The organism is Streptococcus xiaochunlingii (assembly GCF_006385805.1).
In the GTDB taxonomy this organism is placed as follows: Bacteria; Bacillota; Bacilli; order Lactobacillales; family Streptococcaceae; genus Streptococcus; species Streptococcus xiaochunlingii.
The window spans coordinates 1,445,407-1,466,888 of the sequence record NZ_VFSG01000001.1 but is presented as its reverse complement, the minus strand read 5'-3'; the positions used below and the strand labels follow the sequence as shown (position 1 = coordinate 1,466,888).

21 protein-coding genes, 2 tRNA genes and 1 rRNA gene are annotated in these 21,482 nt (G+C 37.4%); 6 read left to right on the top strand and 18 right to left on the bottom strand.

What is annotated here, in order from left to right; translation table 11 throughout:
• From FJR71_RS07305 to ychF, 13 genes are all read right to left on the bottom strand, one after another.
• Positions 1-76: ribosomal RNA gene (locus FJR71_RS07305) — 16S ribosomal RNA — on the bottom strand; the annotation flags it as partial.
• A 244-nt stretch (positions 77-320) separates the two neighbouring features.
• Positions 321-803: a sigma-70 family RNA polymerase sigma factor gene (locus FJR71_RS07295; protein WP_140814430.1), complete on the bottom strand. Its 483-nt coding sequence runs from the start codon at positions 801-803 to the stop codon at positions 321-323.
• Between the two features lie 170 nt (positions 804-973).
• A tRNA-Glu gene (locus FJR71_RS07290) sits at positions 974-1,045 on the bottom strand.
• 114 nt (positions 1,046-1,159) lie between these two features.
• Positions 1,160-3,133: an ATP-dependent zinc metalloprotease FtsH gene (gene ftsH, locus FJR71_RS07285; RefSeq protein ID WP_140814429.1), complete on the bottom strand. Its 1,974-nt coding sequence runs from the start codon at positions 3,131-3,133 to the stop codon at positions 1,160-1,162.
• Positions 3,134-3,143: 10 nt separating this feature from the next.
• Positions 3,144-3,686, bottom strand: a complete 543-nt coding sequence (gene hpt / locus FJR71_RS07280) for a hypoxanthine phosphoribosyltransferase (RefSeq protein ID WP_140814428.1) — start codon at positions 3,684-3,686, stop codon at positions 3,144-3,146.
• Positions 3,687-3,691: 5 nt separating this feature from the next.
• On the bottom strand, positions 3,692-4,966 hold the full coding sequence (gene tilS / locus FJR71_RS07275) for a tRNA lysidine(34) synthetase TilS (protein ID WP_140814427.1): 1,275 nt from the start codon (positions 4,964-4,966) through the stop codon (positions 3,692-3,694).
• Complete coding sequence (locus FJR71_RS07270; RefSeq protein WP_140814426.1) at positions 4,966-6,249, bottom strand: serine hydrolase; 1,284 nt, start codon at positions 6,247-6,249, stop codon at positions 4,966-4,968. Before FJR71_RS07270 ends, tilS begins: the two co-directional genes overlap by 1 nt.
• Positions 6,242-6,370 (bottom strand): SP_0009 family protein, encoded by a 129-nt coding sequence (locus FJR71_RS10175; protein ID WP_260469288.1) that lies wholly within the window; start codon positions 6,368-6,370, stop codon positions 6,242-6,244. Before FJR71_RS10175 ends, FJR71_RS07270 begins: the two co-directional genes overlap by 8 nt.
• Complete coding sequence (locus FJR71_RS07265) at positions 6,370-6,738, bottom strand: septum formation initiator family protein (RefSeq protein WP_023024832.1); 369 nt, start codon at positions 6,736-6,738, stop codon at positions 6,370-6,372. The genes FJR71_RS10175 and FJR71_RS07265 overlap by 1 nt, the downstream gene beginning before the upstream one ends.
• A complete protein-coding gene (locus tag FJR71_RS07260) occupies positions 6,731-6,997 on the bottom strand; it encodes an RNA-binding S4 domain-containing protein (RefSeq protein WP_023024830.1) in 267 nt (88 codons plus the stop codon). The genes FJR71_RS07265 and FJR71_RS07260 overlap by 8 nt, the downstream gene beginning before the upstream one ends.
• A 63-nt stretch (positions 6,998-7,060) precedes the next feature.
• Entirely contained in the window at positions 7,061-10,573 is a 3,513-nt protein-coding gene (gene mfd, locus FJR71_RS07255) for a transcription-repair coupling factor (protein ID WP_140814453.1), read from the bottom strand.
• Positions 10,566-11,135, bottom strand: a complete 570-nt coding sequence (gene pth / locus FJR71_RS07250) for an aminoacyl-tRNA hydrolase (protein ID WP_048690437.1) — start codon at positions 11,133-11,135, stop codon at positions 10,566-10,568. The genes mfd and pth overlap by 8 nt, the downstream gene beginning before the upstream one ends.
• Positions 11,136-11,205: 70 nt before the next feature.
• Complete coding sequence (gene ychF, locus FJR71_RS07245; RefSeq protein WP_048690434.1) at positions 11,206-12,321, bottom strand: redox-regulated ATPase YchF; 1,116 nt, start codon at positions 12,319-12,321, stop codon at positions 11,206-11,208.
• Between the two features lie 158 nt (positions 12,322-12,479).
• Between ychF and FJR71_RS07240 the strand changes: the two genes are divergently transcribed.
• Entirely contained in the window at positions 12,480-12,974 is a 495-nt protein-coding gene (locus FJR71_RS07240) for a DUF1307 domain-containing protein (protein ID WP_048690431.1), read from the top strand.
• 35 nt (positions 12,975-13,009) lie between these two features.
• Here the strand turns inward: FJR71_RS07240 and FJR71_RS07235 are convergent, their stop codons facing one another.
• The 5 genes from FJR71_RS07235 to htrA all read right to left on the bottom strand — a co-directional run bounded on the left by FJR71_RS07235 (position 13,010) and on the right by htrA (position 18,188).
• Positions 13,010-13,201, bottom strand: a complete 192-nt coding sequence (locus tag FJR71_RS07235; protein WP_006596995.1) for a DUF951 domain-containing protein — start codon at positions 13,199-13,201, stop codon at positions 13,010-13,012.
• 63 nt (positions 13,202-13,264) lie between these two features.
• The gene (dnaN, locus tag FJR71_RS07230) at positions 13,265-14,401 is read right to left on the bottom strand and encodes a DNA polymerase III subunit beta (protein WP_006595327.1); all 1,137 of its coding nucleotides are present in this window, start codon (positions 14,399-14,401) and stop codon (positions 13,265-13,267) included.
• A gap of 160 nt (positions 14,402-14,561) precedes the next feature.
• Entirely contained in the window at positions 14,562-15,902 is a 1,341-nt protein-coding gene (gene dnaA, locus FJR71_RS07225; RefSeq protein ID WP_376739471.1) for a chromosomal replication initiator protein DnaA, read from the bottom strand.
• 280 nt (positions 15,903-16,182) lie between these two features.
• Positions 16,183-16,944, bottom strand: a complete 762-nt coding sequence (locus FJR71_RS07220) for a ParB/RepB/Spo0J family partition protein (RefSeq protein ID WP_140814425.1) — start codon at positions 16,942-16,944, stop codon at positions 16,183-16,185.
• A gap of 65 nt (positions 16,945-17,009) precedes the next feature.
• Positions 17,010-18,188 carry a serine protease HtrA gene (htrA, locus tag FJR71_RS07215; protein ID WP_125329323.1) on the bottom strand — a complete coding sequence of 393 codons (1,179 nt, stop codon included), beginning with the start codon at positions 18,186-18,188 and terminating at the stop codon, positions 17,010-17,012.
• 201 nt (positions 18,189-18,389) lie between these two features.
• Here htrA and rlmH point away from each other — a divergent pair, with 201 nt between their 5' ends.
• The 5 genes from rlmH to FJR71_RS07190 all read left to right on the top strand — a co-directional run bounded on the left by rlmH (position 18,390) and on the right by FJR71_RS07190 (position 21,445).
• Entirely contained in the window at positions 18,390-18,869 is a 480-nt protein-coding gene (gene rlmH, locus FJR71_RS07210) for a 23S rRNA (pseudouridine(1915)-N(3))-methyltransferase RlmH (protein WP_140814424.1), read from the top strand.
• A 44-nt stretch (positions 18,870-18,913) separates the two neighbouring features.
• Positions 18,914-18,987: transfer RNA gene (locus FJR71_RS07205), tRNA-Arg, on the top strand.
• A gap of 242 nt (positions 18,988-19,229) precedes the next feature.
• Positions 19,230-19,373 carry a bacteriocin gene (locus FJR71_RS07200; protein WP_140814423.1) on the top strand — a complete coding sequence of 48 codons (144 nt, stop codon included), beginning with the start codon at positions 19,230-19,232 and terminating at the stop codon, positions 19,371-19,373.
• Positions 19,373-20,692 (top strand): sensor histidine kinase, encoded by a 1,320-nt coding sequence (locus tag FJR71_RS10145; protein ID WP_065426890.1) that lies wholly within the window; start codon positions 19,373-19,375, stop codon positions 20,690-20,692. Before FJR71_RS07200 ends, FJR71_RS10145 begins: the two co-directional genes overlap by 1 nt.
• The gene (locus tag FJR71_RS07190) at positions 20,693-21,445 is read left to right on the top strand and encodes a response regulator transcription factor (protein WP_048690420.1); all 753 of its coding nucleotides are present in this window, start codon (positions 20,693-20,695) and stop codon (positions 21,443-21,445) included.
• The last annotated feature ends 37 nt before the right edge of the window (positions 21,446-21,482 follow it).

The window sequence follows — 21,482 nt, the reverse complement described above, 5'->3', positions numbered from 1 at the left end:
TCCTTCAGCGTTCTACTTGCATGTATTAGGCACGCCGCCAGCGTTCATCCTGAGCCAGGATCAAACTCTCATTAAAATAATTGTTTGTCTTAAACTCATTCTGTCACTGACAGATTTATTGTTTTTTTCATTGTTCAGTACTATAACCTTAGTTATAGTGCCCTGCACATTGGTTCGTCTTGTTCAGTTTTCAAAGGTCTTTGTCGCTCTTGCGCGACAACTATATTAGTATATCACGTCCATATGTCCTTGTCAATATCTTTTTTCTATTTTTTTAAATTTTTATTTTTATGAAAAAGGATGCTTTCTTACATCCTTTTTCATAAATGTTGATCCTTGAAGTCTTTCAAGTATTCTTTTAGCCTTCTCCTCATCTTTGCTCTTCCTGAAAAACGTTGATTCATCAGAAGTTTATCATAATCTTCTTTTTCTTGATCGGTTAGATTTTTTCGGAATTCTTTTAAGGCTCCTCTTAATAGGACTAGTTCATCCAAAAAGAGTTCTTTTGATCGAAGTCGATGACTGATTTCTCCAATTTCTGTATAAGGGACCTTATTTAACTTCCTTTTATCACTTTCTTGTTTTCTAACTTTATCTTTTATATGGTTACGAAACTTTGTTTTGAAGTAGGTTAATAGAATTTCTTCATTTTCTTCTACCTCCGGATTACTTATTTGTAACTCATACAGCACTAGTCTTCCCTCTTGTTCCCAATCTGCGTGATCCCAAAGATGAATATAAAATTCCTTTTCACATTTCCATACTATCCATTTTACTTTTTCATATGTTTTTTTAAAGTTCATTGGACCTCCTTTCTAACTAGTCTTCATTTTAAAGGAGGTTTTGATTTATTTGTGCTTATTTTCTATTTGGGATCTTTTCTTATTCTAATTGGTCATTATTTTGATAAGAATGTCAGAATAATGGTTTTATCAAACAAAAAAAGTTGCTACCAATGTAACAACTTTTGTGATAGTCCGTACGGGATTCGAACCCGTGTTACCGCCGTGAAAAGGCGGTGTCTTAACCCCTTGACCAACGGACCATTTTTACAACGTATTCTATTATATCAGTTCTTTTTCATCTGTCAACACTTTTTTGAAAAAAAGAGCCGAAATTTTCGGCTCCTTCTAAAAGCTTTAGAAGACTATAGAGTTTATTACTTACTTTCTTCCATTTTAGATTTAATTTCTTCATAAGATAATGGTTTAGATTCTTTTTCTAATTCTAAATCAGTATCTTCTGGCATTTTACCTGTTTCATACAACGACTTAATTTGAACACTGTCCAAGGTTTCGTATTTCAACAAGGCTTCTGCAATCAACTTGTGGGTTTCACGATTGTTCTGGATGATTTCAGCCGCTTTATTGCGAGCTTCATTCAAAAGACTTCTTACTTCTTCATCAATTTCATATGCTGTTTGCTCTGAAATAAATTTTTGAGTCGTTTGAGCTCCAAACATAGCATGGTTGCCTTCGTATTGAACTGGACCAAGTTTTTCACTCATTCCATATTCCGTTACCATAGCACGCGCCATTTGGGTCGCTTGTTCAAAGTCATTGGAAGCTCCTGTGGTTTGGACGTTGAAGATAATTTCTTCTGCAACACGTCCTCCCATCAATCCAGCCAATTGTTCTTTCATATCTTCTTTAGAAAGAAGCATTTGGTCTTCTTTTGGAAGAGCAATCATATAACCACCAGCACGTCCACGTGGAACGATGGTCACCTTGTGAACAACACGAGCATTAGATAAGACTAAACCAACAATGGTATGCCCTGCCTCATGGTAAGCAACCAATTCGCGTTCTTTTTGAGAAACTGTTCTATCTTTCTTAGATGGACCAGCAATCACACGGTCTTCTGCTTCATCAATATCAGACGCATCAATAACCTTCTTATTGCGACGAGCCGCTACCAGAGCTGCTTCGTTTAAGACATTTTCAAGATCCGCTCCAACAAATCCCGGTGTTTGTTGGGCAACTAGTTTCAAGTCGACATCTTTTGCTAATGGTTTATTTTTAGCATGGACACGCAAGATAGCTTCACGTCCTTTTACATCTGGACGGCCAACTAAAACCTTCCGGTCAAAACGACCTGGACGAAGAAGGGCTGGGTCCAAAACATCTGAACGGTTGGTGGCTGCAATCACGATGATGCCTTCGTTTCCTTCAAAACCATCCATCTCAATCAAGAGCTGGTTGAGGGTTTGTTCCCGTTCATCATTTCCCCCACCAAGGCCAACTCCCCGTTGACGTCCAACAGCATCGATCTCATCGATAAAGATAATGGCTGGTGCTGCTTTTTTGGCATCTTCAAATAGAGAACGAACCCGGCTTGCACCGACACCGACAAACATTTCAACGAAGTCAGAACCTGAAATACTGAAGAATGGTACTCCAGCTTCACCTGCTACTGCTTTTGCTAGAAGGGTTTTACCAGTTCCCGGAGGGCCTTCAAGAAGAACACCTGCTGGGATACGGGCACCCAATTTTGTAAAGCGTTTTGGATCTTTTAAGAATTCAACCACTTCAACGAGTTCTTGTTTTTCTTCTTCAGCCCCTGCTACATCTGAAAAACGAACCTTGATATCTTCTTTATTGGTAGCACGCGCTTTATTACGGCCGAAATTCATAGCACCGCGGGCGCCACCGCCACCGCCTTGGTTCATCATGGAGAAGAAGAAGAACATGACAATCACAAAGGGAACGATTGAAGTCAGAATGGTAATCCACATTCCACTTGAGCTTTCCCGTTTAATAGTGATGTCAGCCTTATGTTCGGATGCTAAGTTTTGTAATTCTTGAACAGTCAAATCAGACGGTAAAATCACACTCGTGAAGCGAGTCACCTTACTTGGACTTGGAGTGAAAAATTGAACCCCTGTATCATCCTTGCTGGTTTTTGCTTTGTTATAAGTACCGGAAATTTCAATGACACTACCGTTTGGCTGGTAGTTAATTTCCTTGACGTTGTCTGATTTAAGCTCTTTTACCAATTCTGTATAATTGATCTGCTGACTTTGTCCGATACTATTTCCAGCAAAGAAATACTGAAAACCTGTAACAGCAGCTACAATAATTAATAAGTATAGAAAAGGATTTCGGACAAAACCATTGTTTTTGTTATTTTTCATCTAGTTTCCTCTATTTTGAATACACTTCTTCTTTTAATACTCCGATATAAGGAAGGTTTCGATAGTTTTCATCGTAGTCTAAACCATATCCCACAACAAACTCGTTTGGAATGGTAAAGCAAGTGTAATCTGCTTCAATCTCAACCAAGCGTCCTTCAGGTTTATCCAACAAGGTAGCAATTTTAACAGATGCTGGTTGACGTCCTTCAAACAATTCTTTCAAACTCTTAAGAGTTTTACCAGTATCAATGATATCTTCAACAAAGAGAATATCTCGGTCCTTAACGTCTTGGTCTATATCTTTGATGATATTAATCACGCCTGAGCTTGATGTTCCACCATGATAACTAGACACTAGCATAAAATCCAACTCAATATGCGTATCAATATGTTTGATCAATTCCGCCATAAATGGGACTGACCCTTTTAAAATTCCTACTAAAATCGGATTTTTCCCTTGGTAATCTTCTGTCAGTTTTTTACCAAGTTCACGTGCTGCAGTCACGATTTCATCGTGGGAAATGAGTATCTTTTTGATATCTTGTTCTAACATCTTTTTTACCTATCTATTTTCTGGATATAAATTGTATCCTTCATTATACCATTTTTTAATTCCTTACTCAAATCACTGATCGCAATTTCAGGAATAGCCAGTATTTGTTTATCTTGTTCTAAAACCACCAGATTGTTTCGTTGATCTAAAGGGATTTTTTGGTTAATCAACAATCTGCTAATTTTTCTATGGTGACCGTTTATCAGAATACGATCTCCCCTTTTACGGGGTCGAAGAGAAACTGGATGGTTGTTTGGAAGTGGGATAGCCTCCATATATGAATCGCTTGGTTTTACTCCAAATAAAAAGCGATAAGCACCTACTGTCTTTATGGTTCCAAATTGTAACAAATCTTCTGACATTCGGTCATCCATCCTACGACTGATTTTCCGAATTTCAAAATAGTGATAGTCTTTATAAAGTTCATAACCATTCTTTAGAACTTGTTGCGTATTGGACTTAGTCACTACTATTCTGTGTAATTGTTCAAATTGTGCCCGACTCAATTGCAAATCTGGAAAACTAGCTAGATACTCTTCCAGCAAATAAATCTGGACAGCTGGTGATTGCTTTTGAAACTGTGTCACGTCTTGTGGATTCAAATCTTTGGTCAACTCTTTTAAAGCCTGGTGCCAATGACTGAGATCTTCTCCTAAGTTGACCAAAGCACTCGTCACTTGGGGATTTTCTTCTTCTAAGAGTGGGAGAAAACGATGACGGATACGGTTACGGAAATAGTCCAAGGACCGGTTGCTCTTATCCTCGAAATGAAAAATTTCTGGAAAATCTTTTTTTTTGAAATGTAAGAGGGGACGGATCAACACACCCTGTCCAAATGGTTGTTTTAAAGGAATGCCTCTTAAATGTCGCGGACGACTTCCACGAATCAGACGCATCAAAATCGTTTCTGCCTGATCATCCATATGATGAGCGGTGACGAGAGCACTACAAGCTTCTTCTTTCATAACTTTTTTAAAGAACTTATAGCGGAATTGTCTAGCTCGGCTTTCAGAAAAAGGACCAGAGAAATGGGCAACCTTCAGCGGTAGATGTTTTGCTTCAGCAATTGCTTGAATTCCTCTTTCTTCTTGGTCAGCTTCAATGCGTTGGTGATGATTGACATGAGCAAGAACGAGGTCAATTCCTAATTGGTGCCGATAATGGTAGAGCCAATCCAGTAAAGTCATGGAGTCCACCCCTCCTGATAAAGCCAAAAGGACTTTTTGATGAGATTCAAAAAGCCCCTCCTTTTGACAGAACTGAAGAAATTTTTCTTTCATTACTGTAAGACCTCATAAATATCTTTGGCAATTGCTGAGATAGTCTCGTAATCAGAGTGATCCGTAAAAATAGCTAAAATAAATGGTGAATCTGTATAAACAATGGCGACATCATGACGGAAATCATATGCATCTCCAATCTTATGAGCAACCTTGACTGGGATATCTTTTGAAATTCGTTGATCATCAAAGCGAGTCTCTGACAGAGCATCAATGATTCCACCATTTTGTTGGTAGATAGCTTCCATGACATTTCCCGCCATTTTTGGAGATGCCATTCTAGTTTCTACATTCCACGTTTTTCCTGCAATCTTATTGGTCACCTTTTGAAATTCTTTGTCTGATTGGTGCGTTACATAATAGCCTAAAATGTTTTGCGCAACATTATCGGATTCTTTGGCCACCCGGTTAATCAAATCAGCAACGGTATATTCCTTATCATCCGGTATTTTTGAAATACTTCCACTGCCTTCCGGTTCATAAGCTCCAGGATAGTCATTGACTTCTTTTGTATATTTTAAGGAAGTCTGCAAATCTACATGGCTCTCGTTTACCTCTTTTTGAGTATAGTACAAATACAAGAGCTTGGCTATACTAGCAGAATACATTTCCTGGTCTTCACGTATCCCAGCAGTCTTTCCAGTATCCACCTGCTTCACGTAAACTGCAATTCCGTCTTTGTTGTACTTCTGATTCAGAATCGCTTGGACTTTTTCCATCCGATTATCTGTAGCAGAAAGTTCATCTTTTGAAATCCACCCCTGGCCAGAAATTTCTAGGTAGGTCCCTTTTAAAGTTTTGGCAGTCTTGGTGATTTCAACCTTACTATAAGGAGTCAGACTTGTTTTATTGCTTTTTGCGCCATTTACCAAGGGTTGATCATAAACTGTAAAAGAGGACGTCAGCCACATGGTCTTTTTTTCTTCTGTTAATTCCAAAATCGCATCTTCGTAAATTTGATCTTGATCAGCTACTACATACTGTTTATTCGATAATTTAAAAACAGATTTCCCTTGATCATTCACAAATAATTGATCAACAGTAAAGGGAGTATCAGGCTTGATTTCCCCAGCTTTTTGACGCAATTCTGGATCCGAATAGGTCACGATTGGCTGATAAACATTCGGGTTGGATGGGATGGAGACAAAGAAATGATCCTGAGTCCCTATTTGACTAGCGTAAGAAGAATCAGCAGTCAATGGAACTTGGACTTGGGATGAATTAGATAAGGGTTGGGTGACTAAGAAAGTAGGAAAAATCATCCAATAAACTAACTTATTCATCCTTGCTCCTTTCCTGAGTTTCTTCTTGCAATTTTAAGGCTTGATTTTTTTTAGCTAACTCTTCTAATTTTGTATCAGAATATTCTAGAAATTGTTGAACAGTTTTTACAATATTTTCCATTATTTCGGTAATAAATTAGGTATCGTATAAATATATTCGCCATCTTTAGAGAAGGAATATTTTGCGCGTGCATATTTTGCAGCATATTCATCATCTTTCAATTTCTCTACGATATCCTTTTGATATTCTTTTTCCTCAAGGGTTTGCTGATATTGTTCTTGCAATTGAACGTATTGTTGTTTGCGTTTTTGAAGCGTCTGGTAACTCTGAGCCAGATTATAAGTTGGGAGAATAAACAATAAAATAATTAAAATGAGAACCCAACCCATAAAACGGTTCTGTTTTTTTCGCTCCTCATTCTGGTATTTCTGACGCTGATGTTCGTCTTGAATATACCGATTATTCATTTGTACAATATTTTTAGGCATCTTCTTCTATCCTTGTTTCACGAATGATTTCATACATTTTAGACGCATCTTCTTTTTTAGTACTATCTAACATTTCCAACACTTTTACTGTCAATAGCTTATTTCCAAAGCGAACTTCGACTTCATCATTCACCTTCAAGTCGGTTGAACTTTTTGCTAGGACCCCATTGACTTTGATTCGCCCCTTATCGGCTACTTCTTTAGCTACAGGGCGTCTTTTGATAATGCGGGAAACTTTTAAATATTTATCTAATCTCATCGTATCACCTCTAATGTATTATTGTACCATTTTTTTAGAAAGAGCCTAGTAAAATCTTTCTTCCTAGTCTTGATTTTCCAATTTTTCCTGCTTGATGGCCAGTAATTTCTCCCCAAATTGTCGCAAGCCTTCTAAAATTTCGAAGTCTTTTTTATTTCGCACATCAAAGATTAATTCAATCAATCCTTGGCTTTCTGCAATACGAGCTTTTAAATTAGTTACTGATAAGGCAGCAAAATAATCTTGAGTCAAGAAAAGTTGCTTGGTAATTGGCTCAAATTTCACCGTTAGTTGATTATCTTTTCGATCAACCACTTTAACAAAGACCTGATCCAGATAAGATTTGATAAACCCTATTTCTAGGAGATAGGCTACCACATCAGGATATTCTCCGAAACGATCAATCAATTCATCTTGCAGCAGTTCATAATCTTCTTGGACTTGAATTTCTCGAATACGTTTGTAAATTTCAATTTTTTGACGTTCATCGGAGATATAATCACTTGGAATGTAGGCATCAATTTGGAGATTGAGCTCCGCATTTCCTTTTTGGCGTTTTTTCTCTTTTCCTTGTTTCTTCTCAATAGCAGCTTCGAGTAACTGTGAATACATTTCAAATCCGACGGAATCGATAAAACCAGATTGAGAAGCCCCTAAAATATTCCCGGCACCTCGAATAGACAAATCTCGCATAGCAATCTTAAAACCAGATCCCAATTCAGTGAATCCTTTAATAGCTTCAAGACGCTTTTCAGAAACTTCTGTCAAGGTTTTGTCCGGCCGGTACATCAAATAAGCATAGGCAATGCGATTGCTTCGTCCGACCCGGCCTCGCAATTGGTAAAGGGTAGACAAGCCCATATGGTCGGCATTTTCAATAAAGAGGGTATTGGCATTGGGAATATCCACTCCTGTTTCAATAATGGTGGTTGTGACTAAAATATCATACTCACCTTCAATGAAGTCCATCAAGGTGTTTTCCAACCGTACTTCACTCATCTGTCCATGAACAAACCCAATAGAGGCTTCCGGTACCAATTCTTGTAACTCTGAAACCTTTTGCTCAATGGTATCTACCTTGTTGTAGAGATAATAAACCTGACCTCCCCGATCCATCTCCCGACGAATAGCATCTCGGATAATGGTTGGATTGGTTTCTAAGACATAGGTTTGAACAGGATAACGATTGGTCGGCGGGGTTTCAATAACAGACAAATCCCGAATCCCCAACATAGACATATGAAGGGTCCGAGGAATGGGCGTTGCCGTTAAGGTTAAGACATCGACCTTTTTCTTTAACTCCTTGAGGGTTTCCTTGTGTTTTACACCGAACCGTTGCTCCTCATCAATCACGATGAGGCCAAGATCCGCAAATTCCACATCTTTAGATAAGAGACGGTGGGTTCCAATCAAAATATCGACTTGGCCTTTTTTAAGTTTTTCCAAAGTTTCTTTTTGCTCAGCACGACTCCGGAAACGACTCAAGACATCAACTTCTACTGGAAAGGCCTCGAAGCGTTCTTTGAAATTGGCATAATGCTGTTGAGCTAGGACCGTTGTCGGAACTAAGACAGCCACTTGTTTATGGTCTTTGATAGCTTTAAAGGCCGCTCGCATAGCAACTTCTGTCTTCCCAAAGCCCACGTCTCCGACCAAGAGGCGATCCATAGGGCTTGAAGATTCCATATCCTTCTTGATTTCTTGGATAGAGCGAATCTGATCATCTGTTTCAACATAGGGAAAAGCCTGATCAAAAGCTTCTTGGTTCTCATCGTCTGGAGTAAAGGCAAAGCCTTTCAATTGGCTTCGCTCTGCATAAAGTTGAATCAGATCATCTGCAATATCCTCTACTTCCTGACGGACCTTTTGTTTGGCCTTTTGGAAGCGACCATCATTGAGTTTGTTGATTTTAGGAGGTTTGCCATCACTCGCAACATACTTGGACAGCATCTGGATTTGATCCACAGGGATGGAAATCCGATCTCCATTTTGATATTGGATGGAGACATAGTCTCGGTGGACACCAGAAATTTCGATGGTTTCTAGTCCCAAATACTGACCAATTCCATGAACCTGGTGAACAACGTAGTCTCCCTTTTCCAACTCATTGTAGTTTTTTAACCGCTCCGCGTTAGAAATAGTTTGCCGACGGATCTTTCGTTTAACCTTTTTCTGGAAGATTTCTGTCTCTGTAATCAAGACAATCTTCTCATCCACAAAGTGGAAGCCACGCGCCAACCCACCGATGATCAACTGGCTCTTCCCTGGATGAAGCTGATCAGGTGCAAGATAATCCAGGTCAATCCCATAATCTCTCAAGTGCTCTTGTAACTGGTGGAGTCCTTGTTTACTCGTCACCTGAAGAATGACTGTGTAGTCTTGTTTACGGAAACGGTCAATTTCATCTTTTAAAAGAGAGAACTGACTGAAGAATTCCTGCATGGGGTATTGGTTAAAAGAATAGAGGGCATCAAATCGCAGATTTCCCAAGCCTTTTTGAAAATTTGAAAAATAAGAAGCTGGTTTATAAGTGCGTAAGAGTGCGCTATTGTCCGCAAAATACTGGGCTTCAGCGAAAGAGCGACTCTTTTGTAGGTCCTCTGTCAAAAGGTTAGCAACTTCTACATCAAACCGCGCCTCCTGATCCATGATTTTATGGTAATCATCCAAAAAAAGAGGAGCATGTTTGGGGAGGTAATCAAAGAGAGTATAGGTTTGCTGATAAAAAAGAGAGAGAAATTTTCGACTATCTGCATGGAGACGCTGGTGATGCGCTTCTGTGAGTATCTCAGTCAAATAGGATTTGAACTCTGGATGAGGACTTTTTTGAATCAGATTTTCTAGATTCTTCTGTCCTCTTAGAAAATCATCTTTAGTTAGTAACATATCACTAACTGGATGAACTATTACCGCATCTAGATTTTCTAGTGAACGTTGAGTCTCTGAAGAAAAGGTCCGAATGCCATCAATCTCATCTCCAAAAAATTCCAGGCGATAAGGGAAATCTTGACTGGCTTCAAAAAGATCTACAATATCCCCTCGAAGACTAAACTCTCCCTGTTGGCTTACCTGTGAAACCTTTTGATAGCCCATAGCCAGTAGGGTATCTTTCAATTCTGTCAGATTTCTTTCTTCTCCAACAGAGAAAGACTGAATCATAGAGCTGACAGTCTTTGGATTAGGTAAGAGCAAACGACTACCACTTACATTGGCAATAACGATTCCTTCTTTTTCTGGAGCTAAAAGAAAATCCAGAGCTTCCAGACGAGAAAAGACCCGTTCCTGGGAAGCAAAGACAAACTCTGCCAAAGGATTGTCATCTCCGAGGAAAAGATAGACCTTTTCTTCGCCTAATAATCCCAATAAATCACTGGCGAGCCGTTCTGCTTCATTTTGGGAAGAGGTCAAGACCAAGACCTTGTGTCCGTCTTCGACAACTGTCGCCATGGTAATAGCTTTTGTAGACGAAGACAGTCCTAGTAGAAGAGAGCGACTTCTTTTTTGCTGCTCTTGTTGCCATTTTCTGATATCTTTATTCTGTTGAAATAGATCAACCAGTGTCTTATATTTATCCATTGTATTGTTGCATTGTTTTTTCAAACTGCCCTTCTTTTAAATAAAAGCGAAGAGCTTCCTCTGATTTGTCGATAGCAAGGAGGATAGTGGCATAATCATCCTGATCGAATTTTCCTAAGACATGGTGGACTACTGACATGCCATGCTTGGGTCTCCCGATTCCAATCTTGATGCGATTAAAGGTCTGAGTTCCAATATGGTTGATGATTGACTTGATTCCGTTATGGCCTCCAGCTGATCCTTTGGCCCGAAGGCGAATCTTGCCGACTTCCATATCCAAGTCGTCATAAATAACGACCAAATCTTCCACCTCTAAACCATAATAGGTCAAAAGCGCGTGCACGGCCTTGCCACTCTCATTCATAAAAGTGGTTGGCTTGACTAAAAATACCTTTTCTCCATCTATAAAGGTGGAGGTCACATCTGCTTGAAAAATCTTATCATGTGAAAAAGTGAGGTTGAGAGACTTCGCCAGCTGATCCACTAACATAAAGCCAACATTGTGTTTGGTTTCCACATATTTATCTCCCGGATTTCCCAATCCGACGATTAATTTTGTCATTTACTTTCCCTTTCAAAAGCCAAAAGGGCTGGAATTTTTTTCCAACCTTTTGGTTATTTACTTATTTTCTTTATACATTGAAGCGGAATTCCATGATGTCGCCATCTTGAACGACATATTCTTTTCCTTCTTCTCGCAAGCGTCCTGCTTCTTTTACAGCCTTTTCAGATCCATATTTGACCAAATCATCATAAGACATGGTTACAGCACGAATAAATCCTTTTTCAAAGTCTGAGTGGATAATTCCAGCTGCTTGAGGAGCTTTCATACCACGTTTGAAAGTCCAAGCGCGAACTTCTTTTTCACCAGCTGTGAAGTAAGTTCCAAGTCCAAGTAAATGGTAAGCTGCACGCGTCAACTTATCCACACCTGATTCTGTCAAACCAATGGCTTCAAGAAACTCTTTTTTATCTTCATCGTCTAATTCAGAAATTTCTTCTTCCGCACGCGCAGAAATCACTACTACTTCTGCATTTTCTGTTTCTGCGAATTCACGAATTTGCTTCACATAATCGATCGAATCTGGGTCTCCAACGACATCCTCATCCACATTCGCTACATACAGAACTGGTTTAGTGGTCAAGAGGAAGAGACCTTTGACAACTTTTTGTTCTTCGTCTGTGAATTCAATGGTACGAGCTGACTTCCCATCCTCAAGAACAGGTTTAATCTTTTGAAGAACGTTAAATTCTGCAACGGAATCCTTGTCTTTTTGCGTACGAGCCATCTTTTCCACACGCGCATAGCGTTTATTCACAGATTCTAAGTCAGCCAAAATCAACTCTAGGTTAATAGTATCAATGTCTGCTAGTGGATCAACAAAAGCATCTTCACGACCTTGCTCCCGCATGACATTTTCATCATCAAAAGCACGTACCACATGGACAATGGCATCCACTTCACGAATGTTGGCCAAGAATTTATTACCAAGTCCTTCCCCTTTAGAAGCACCTTTTACAATCCCTGCTATATCTGTAAATTCAAAGGTTGTCGGAACTGTCTTCTTAGGAGTGATCATTTCCGTTAATTTTTGGAGGCGTTCATCTGGAACTTCTACCATTCCAACGTTTGGATCAATGGTCGCAAAGGGATAGTTTGCAGCCTCTGCTCCTGCTTTGGTAATTGCGTTGAATAGGGTTGATTTACCAACGTTTGGCAAACCAACGATACCTGCTGTTAAAGCCATTTATCTTCTTCTCCGTTCACATTTCAATCCCTTTTATTATAACATAATTCAAAGCACAAGATAATGAAAAAATGCTCTCTCTTAAAACTAAAAGTCACCTGTCCAATCCTGTAAGAATATGGTATAATCAAACCAACAATAATAAAGGAGTTTTCGTCATGAAAAAACTATCAATTAAATCGATCCTTCTGCCTCTTTTAGCAGTCTTTACCCTATTTCTTCTGGGAGCTTGTGGACAAAGTACAAAAAAAGGGTACCTTCAATTAATTAACCAAGATAAGAAAACTGATATTCGTTTGATTGTTGAATATCAGGGGGATAAAATTCTAAGTACAGATTCTACAAGTGTTATTTACTACGAAGGAACAGGTCTGTCAAAAGAACAATTAAAAAAAGTTATTGATGAATACGATAAAAAATTCAAAGATGTCAAAGGATTCTCACACTCTGCAGAATACAAGGATGACTATGTTGTTGAGAAAACAAAGATCGATTATACCAAGGCAGATTTAAAAGAATTACAAGAAAATCAGTTAATTGCTACACAAGAAAATCAAAATGTTGATTACATTGGCTACAAGACAACACTTAAAACCTTTAAATCTAATGGCTTCAAAGAAGTAAAAGATGGAAAATTTGAAGAATTAAAATAATACAAAAGGTTCAGTCACTTAGATGACTGAACCTTTTACAATACTTTTTTCATTTTTTGATCGAAATCATGACGGCTCATCATGACCATATGATCACAATTGCTACAACGAATTTTGATATCTGCCCCTACTCGCCGAATTTCCCAACGATTGGCTTTTTTCCCTGTTGCTTTGATGATACAAGCATGGGGTTTTTTCATTTCTACAAAATCACCGACCTGATACATGGATTTTCCTTTCATCAACATAGAAGACGAAAAGCTAGCCTGTTCAATGCTAGCTTTTGGCCCTTAATTGGTCCGAACTGGTGTAATTAATTGAATGAAGCGTTCAGATTCCTCTGCTGGTACCAATGTAAAGGGACGAACTGCAGAGATAAAGCGAATGACGACTTTTTCACTTTCAATGGCTTTCAAAGCGTCGATTAAATAAGTTGGATTAAAGCTGATGTTTAAATCATCTCCCGAAACTGCTTCTGTATCAATTTCTTCATTCACGCGCCCTACTTCAGGAGAATTGACGTGGGCAGAAACAACTCCACTAGCGATTTCTAATTTAACAGTACCGTTTTGAGTAGCATTAGACAACAGGCGGGCCCGTTCCATGGCTTGGCGAAGATGAGCAACTTTAAAGGTTACTTCCGAACTAAACTCTGTTGGAATCAAGCGATCCGTATCTGGATAGTTTCCTTCCAACAGACGTGTATAGAAACTGATATTGTCACTTCTAAATAAAATCTGGTTATTGGCAAAGAAGACTTCAACCTGTTCAATCTCATCTGAAAAGACAGACGTTAATTCGCGTAAAGAACGGCTTGGAATCACAACATCAAAGTTATCCCCATTTTTTTCAAGGGTAATATTTTTTTGACTCATTCGATGAGAATCCGTTGCCACCGTTTTTAATTCCTTGTGATCAGAAAGAACAAAATGAACTCCTGTCAAAATCGGACGACTTTCCTGAGTACTTGCTGCAAAAGCTGTCTCAGAAATGATTTTCTTTAAGGTTTGAATTGGGAGCGTTAGAGGGTTGCTGGCTGAAATTTCTTGAATACGAGGATATTGTTCTGCATCTTTTCCTTTAAGGGTAATTTCTGATTTTCCACTAACTAATACAATTTGTTTTTGTTCGATTTCTTTCACATCTAAAACGACATCTGGTAGACTGGACACAACATTGATAAAGAAAGTTGCTTCTAAAAGAATAGCACCTGGTGTCGTTACTAGAAGGCCTGCATTTTCATCTTTAACAGAAATAAAGTATTCGATTGAGATTTGTCCATTTGATCCAATGAGAGTAATCCCTTCAGAAGTGACATCAATCTTAATAGTGGATAAGATTGGAATTGCATTTTTTGAACTAATGGCTCTTTTTGTCGTATTTAAAGCTTGCAGGAAATAAGCCTTGTTAATAGAAAAATTGATCATGAGATCTCCTTTTATTATTTTAGTATTAGTAAGTTAATAGTAATAGTAGAGTGTGTGGAACATGTGGAAAACTCTTCTAAAGCCAGACAGGAATTGAAAAGTGCCTTGTTCACAACATGTGGAAAAAGAAGCAAATTTTTCTAGGATTGTCCACATGGGATTACTTTAATTTTTTCTTGATGGTTTGAATCTCAAGTCTGAGATTGTCATCAATTTCGATCATCCCTTTGATTTTTTCATAAGCATGCATGACCGTTGTGTGGTCTTTTCCTCCAAATTCACGACCGATACGAGGAAGACTATTGTCGGTCATCTCGCGGGCGAGGTACATAGCTACTTGTCGAGCTAGGACAATATTTTGAACCCGTCGAGAGCCTTTCATTTCATTGACACTGACATTGTAAAATTTTCCAACTTCCGTTTGAATCTTTTCAATAGGAATCACCGTAATTTGTAAGGCTTCATTCTTACGAGCTCGAATGGCTTCAGCTGCGACATCAATTGTAATATCTTTGATTTTTTTAACTCTTGCCACAAGAGAGATATCATTCAACGCACCCTCTAAGTCTCGGACGTTAGAATCAAATTGACCTGCTAGGTATTCGAGTGTATCATCCGGGAAAGTAAAGTCCAGGTCTTCGATTTTATTTCTCAAAATAGCGATTCGAGTTTCAAAATCTGGTGGTGTAATATTTTGCGTCAAGCCCCACTTAAAGCGCGTGACTAGACGTTCTTCTAAGCTATCTAAATGATCAGGACTACGATCGCTGGTTAGGACAATCTGCTTATTATCCCCATAAAGAGCATTAAAGGTATTAAAGAACTCTTCTTGAGTTGTAACCTTTTTTCCTCCAAGCGATTGAATATCATCAATTAAGAGTAGATCCAAGTTTCGATAGGTTTTTTTAAAAGTATCCATATCATTGAGGCGAAGACGCTCTAAAAATTCATTGATAAAAGATTCTGCTGGGATGTATTTTACTCGAGCATTTGGGTAGTTTTCCATAATCTGATTCCCAATTGCGTTGAGCAAATGCGTTTTACCTAAACCGGGTCCTCCATAGATAAATAAAGGATTATAAGTGGTAGCAAGGTTTTCAGAAACTGCTAAAGCGGCAGCCAAAGCCCATTGATTTCCGTCTCCACTTACAAAATTATCAAAGGTGTATTTCTTTCTTAATCCTGTTTGGATAGGAGGCAAATCTACTATTGGAGCATGGCTCACTGCATAGTCTCTGGTTGTTTCTGAAAGGGGAATAAACTCTTTTTCTTCTTCCTCTTCTTCAAGATTGAATTGATAAGAAATGGTTAATTCTACTGCATAAATTTCAAAACCAGCAGTCAGAATCACCTTTGTCATATTCTCTTCCCAGAATAATTTCTTTACTTCTGCATCTAAATAAATAACGGCTTCTTGTTGATCGACTTTGATGAGTCTTGAAGTAAGGACAAAATAGTCAAAGATTTCTTTTTTAAATGTCTTTTTACTTAATTCAATCACACGATTCCAGAATGTTTCTTCTCTTGACACTTATCGCCCTCCTATTCATTTTTTACTTGCTATGTTTTTCTTATTTTATCATAAAAGGAGGGAGTTTTCCACAACTTGTTCTAAGGGAATAAAAAAGAGTTTTTTCCACAATATGTGAATAGTTTTCCCCAATGTGTGTAGAAGTTTTCCACAGGTTGGGGATAAGAGAGAAGAAAGTAGAAGTATCTAGTAAGGAGGAGTTTTAAAGAAGTGGATAAATCTGTTAATTGTGTTATAAAAAATAACAGCCTCATTTGAGACTGTTAATAATTCGTTGGTATTCATCAAGGTTGTTAAATGAAATATGAATACTACCTTTTTCTTGTTTTGTCAGACGAATTTCTACTTCGGTTCCTAGAATCTTTTTTAATCTGTTTTCTTCCTGTGCTAAAAAGAGTTCTTTCTCTTTTTTACTAGGTTTTTTCTTTTTTTGACCAACCTTTTCTTCCAAACTACGAACGCTTAGCCCTTCTTTCAGAGTTCGTTCCAACCAATAGATTTGTAGATCTTCTTTTAAAGGAACTAAAATGCGGGCATGTCCTTGTGAAATTTGATCATTTTTGATGGCTTCTTTGACAGCTGGTGAGAGATGAAGTAAACGGACCATGTTGCTGATATAAGGACGAGATTTTCCCATAAATTGTGCAATTTCTTCATGAGTAGCCCCTTTATCAATAAGATGTTGGTAGGATTCGGCCTCTTCAATTGGATTCAAATCTTCCCTTTGTAAATTTTCGATAATGGCTTGTTTGATCATGTCATCATCTGATAATTCTCTTATAATCGCAGGGATTTCTTTGAAACCAGCCATTTGAGCTGCTCGGTAGCGTCTTTCTCCAGCAAGTAGTTCATAACCAACAATAGGAGATTTTCGAACAATAATGGGCTGGATTAATCCATTTTCTTTGATTGAAGCTGCGAGTTCTTCTAATTTCTCTTGTACAAAGGTTTGACGAGGTTGAAAAGGATTGGTTCGTATTTGCTTTACGTCAATAATATCAATTTTTTCCATGATGTATATAGCATAACACACCTTTACAATTTCGTAAAGGTGTGTTGACAATGTTGTAAATTTACTTAATTTCCAAGATTTTCTGTAGATTTTGTCAGCTCAATGGTAGCTGTTTTTTGCTTACCATCTCTATAGAAAATGACTTTAATTTTATCACCAATTTGATGAGAATAGAGGGCAGATTGTAAATCTGCAGTTGATTCAATGGTTGTGTCATCGATTTTTGTAATGATATCTAATCGACGCAAATATTTGGATGCCGGCATATCATTTTCAACTGAGCGGACAAGAACCCCACCTTTGAGTTTGCTTGGAATGTCTAATTGGCTAAGATCAGAAGAGGATAGGTTAGCCAGGTCCATCATGGTAATTCCAAGAGCTGGACGAATGACTTTACCATCTTTTTCTAAATGTTCAATAATATTTTGTACATCATTTACAGGAATTGCAAATCCCATTCCTTCAACCGCAGTTTGGCCATTTGAAGAGATTTTACTTGAGGTAATTCCGATGACTTGTCCCTGAATATTAATAAGGGGACCACCAGAATTCCCTGGGTTGATTGCAGCGTCCGTTTGCAACGCTTTTGTAGATACATTTTGGCCGTCTTCTGATTTGAGCTTCACAGTACGTCCGAGACTAGAGACAATCCCTTGGGTAACGGAATTGGCAAATTTTGTTCCTAAAGGACTACCAATAGCGATTGCGGTCTCTCCAACAGTCAACTTAGATGAATCCCCAAATTCAGCCACGGTCGTAACATTATCTGAACTGATTTTAACAACCGCAATATCTGAGAAAGTATCAGAACCAACAACTTCTCCAGAAACTTTATTTCCATCTGCAAAGAGAATATCGGCTTTTGTTGCTCCCATTAATACGTGGGCATTTGTTACTAAATAAGCGTCTTTACCATCTTTTTTATAGATAACTCCTGAACCTTCACTAGCCACTTCTGGATCAGAATCTGTTTCTCCATTGATGAAGCCTTTTTCAGAGGTTTCAGCATAGGTAATAACAGAAACAACAGCATTTTTAACCTTATCAACAGCTTCACTAGTTGATGTTGTATTCTTATAAGCACGATTAACTTTGGTAGATTTTATTTCTTGGCTAGAATTTGTAGAATTCCCCTTGGTAAACTGGAAAGAGGTCAAGGTCCCTAAGATTCCTCCAGTAAACCCAATGACAAGAACAAGTAAAAGTTGCAAAATTTTTTTTAGAAAATTTGATGGTTGTTTCATAGTTTTCTCCTATTGTTCCAATTATGGAAAAGTATAGACCTAGTTTCTTAATTATAACTTAAAATGGAATTTTTTTCCACAAGTTGTGGAAAACTGTGTATAAGTGTGAAAAACGTGAATATAGAGCCATTTTTTGAAAGATAGATGCTGGTCTATTTGTTGAAGACTTGTGTATAAGTTCATTTGTGTTAGAATATGAATATGAAAATTAAGATTGTAACAGTTGGAAAATTAAAAGAAAAGTATTTAAAAGATGGAATCGCCGAGTATACGAAACGCTTGGGGCGGTTTACGAAGCTAGAAATGATAGAATTACCGGATGAAAAAACTCCTGATCGGGCCAGTGATTTAGAAAATCAGCAAATCCTAGAAAAAGAAGGAAATCGCATATTAGCTAAAATTGGAGATCGTGAGTATGTGATTGCCTTAGCGATTGAAGGGCAACAATTTCCATCTGAGAAGTTTAGTCAAACCTTAGAAGAGGTGACTATACGAGGGTATTCTGAAATTACCTTCGTGATTGGAGGAAGTCTAGGTTTGTCCCCAGCAGTTAAAAAACGAGCGAATTTACTTATGAGTTTTGGAAAGTTAACCCTTCCCCATCAATTGATGAAGCTTGTTTTAATCGAACAAATCTACCGGGCATTTATGATTCAACAAGGAAGTCCTTACCATAAATGAATCTTGACGCTCCTCCTATTTTCTGATAGAATAAAAAGACATCTGGTCTCATAGCTCAGCTGGATAGAGCATTCGCCTTCTAAGCGAACGGTCGCAGGTTCGAATCCTGCTGGGATCAAAATAAAAAAACGTGATTTTTATACAAATCACGTTTTTTTTGTTACTTAGTTTTAAAAAAAACTAGAATTTTTCTAAACAGATGGGATAAAAAAATTGCAAAAACTAGATTTTTTGTTCCAAATAGCTGTAAAAATGAACCAAATAGCGGAAATGTTAAAAAATTCTTTGATTTTTTACTAAAATTTATGTATATTAAATTTAATAATTTAATAATCAAATAAATTATAAGGAGATTTTTTTATGAAAAACAATCCATCAACAGTTTCTAAGGCATTTAAGGTTCTTACAGAAAAAGAATTGCAGCAAGTTTGTGGAGGTGATAAACGCAAAAAAAATAATTTTTCTGATCTTATTGGGCTTATTTTTGGTAGAGGAGGAAACTGATGTTTCTAAATACCCTATTCTCAATTTTAACTATTTTTACAATTTTTTTATCTTTTTTAAAAATTGATCAAAAACTTAATAAATATAGTAAACAATTGATTTTAGGATCTGGTGTTGTTGCTGTATTTGTCATCACAGTGGTCTTAGATTACTTTGATTTACATATTGATTATCTAATGTTATGTCTATGGCCACTATTTCTTTATCTTTATTACTATTTTATTTGTAATCTTCAACGTCAGATAGCGGTTCTTTACTCATTCATCATTTATCTAGCAGTTGAAAGTACAGATACATTTTTATCTGTAATTACTTCTTCTATTTTTGGTGATAGTATAATTAACCAATACTCTGATTATTACTTTTTAACTATTCGAATTATCTCACTTATTTTAATTATGAAGGTATTAACGATTCTCGAAGTGAATCTTCTCTATTTTAAAGAGCGGGTTTTTAAGAAATTTGTCCAACAATTGATTGTTAGTTATCTTATTTTAACCTTAGTATTGAATGCTTCTCATTGGATAAGTGATATTGCTCATTTCAATAGTTTTGGTAGCATGGTAGCAACGATTTGTTTCTTGATCTTTATTGGAACCATGGTTCAAATGAAGACGGTTCGAGATCGTTATGAAAAGAAAATGGAGTTGAAGCAAAAGAGGTTCGAACAACGCCAAATGGAGCAGTATATGAATAAAATTCAAGGCCTCTATTTAGAATTAAAAGGTTTTCGTCATGATTTTGGCAATATTATCACTTCCTTAAATTTAGCGATTGAGGAAGAAAATATTGAGGATATTAAACGAATTCAAAGAGATGTTCTTGAGGAATGCTACGGTCAACTCCAAAAAGAAGAATATACAGGATTTGACCTAGGAAATATTCGAGATTCTGCTTTGAGAAGTATCCTAAGTAGGGGATGGATCTATGCAGAGGAAATGGGTGTCAAACTAACCTTTGAAACAGAAGATATTATTGAAAAGGTTCCAATGAGATTGTTGGATCTCGTACGAACCGTTGGAATTTTAGTCAATAATGCTATTGAAGCTGCTAAAATGAGTCAAGAAAAAGAAGTTCAAATAGCGATTTTTAATATGCCGAATGGAGTGCATCTGATCATAAAGAACTCTATTTCTGATGAACCGATTAATTGGAATAAGCTCTATGAAAAGGGATTTTCAACTAAAGGGGATCGTAGAGGAATGGGCCTTGCGATTGTAAAAGAGCTTATTGGAGAATATGCTGCTATTTTTCTAGAGACAGAGTTGATCAATGGAAGATTTACGCAGAGCTTAGTTATTGGAGAGAAAGGAAGATAGATGAATATTGTATTGCTAGAGGACGAAATTTCTCAACAAGTTCGAGTAGAGAAACATGTAAAAGCTATCGCTGAGGAGGAAGGCCTACGATTAAATATTGTTTCCACCAGTAAAATAGCTGAACTAAAGGAATATCTAACCAATGGTGATTTTCATCAGCTTTTCTTCCTGGACATTGATATCAAAGGGGATGAAAAAGCTGGTATCAAGGCAGCTCAAATGATTCGTGAGGTCAATCCTTTTGCCATTATTGCCTTTATCACTACGAAATCGGAATTTGCAACCATTACCTATCGTTACAAGGTATCAGCTCTCGAATTTATTGAAAAAACCTTGAATGAAAACTTATTTAAGGAAAAAATTCGAGAATGCATTCTCTACTTGAAGAAGAATGTGATTGAAAATAAAAATATCATTGATTTCTTTGAGTATAGTTTCAAAAATATGGAAATTCGAGTTCCATATCGAGATATATTGTACATTGAAACAACTGGAGTTTCCCACAAATTGCGACTTGTTGGAAAGAATTTTCAAAAGGAATTTTTAGGGACTATCAAGGATATACTTGAAAAAGATGTGGACAATCATTTCTTCAGTCCTAATCAGTCTTATCTAGTCAATCAAAGAATGATTGTCAATTTTGATCGTCGCAAGAGACTTTTGATGTTAGAAGAGGAGACAACTTGCCCTGTTTCTCGTACACAGGTGAAAAGGGTCGAAGAATTATTAAATAAAATACAGAAAAAGGCTTGACAATTTTTGAATCGATGGTATAATGGGATATGTTCTG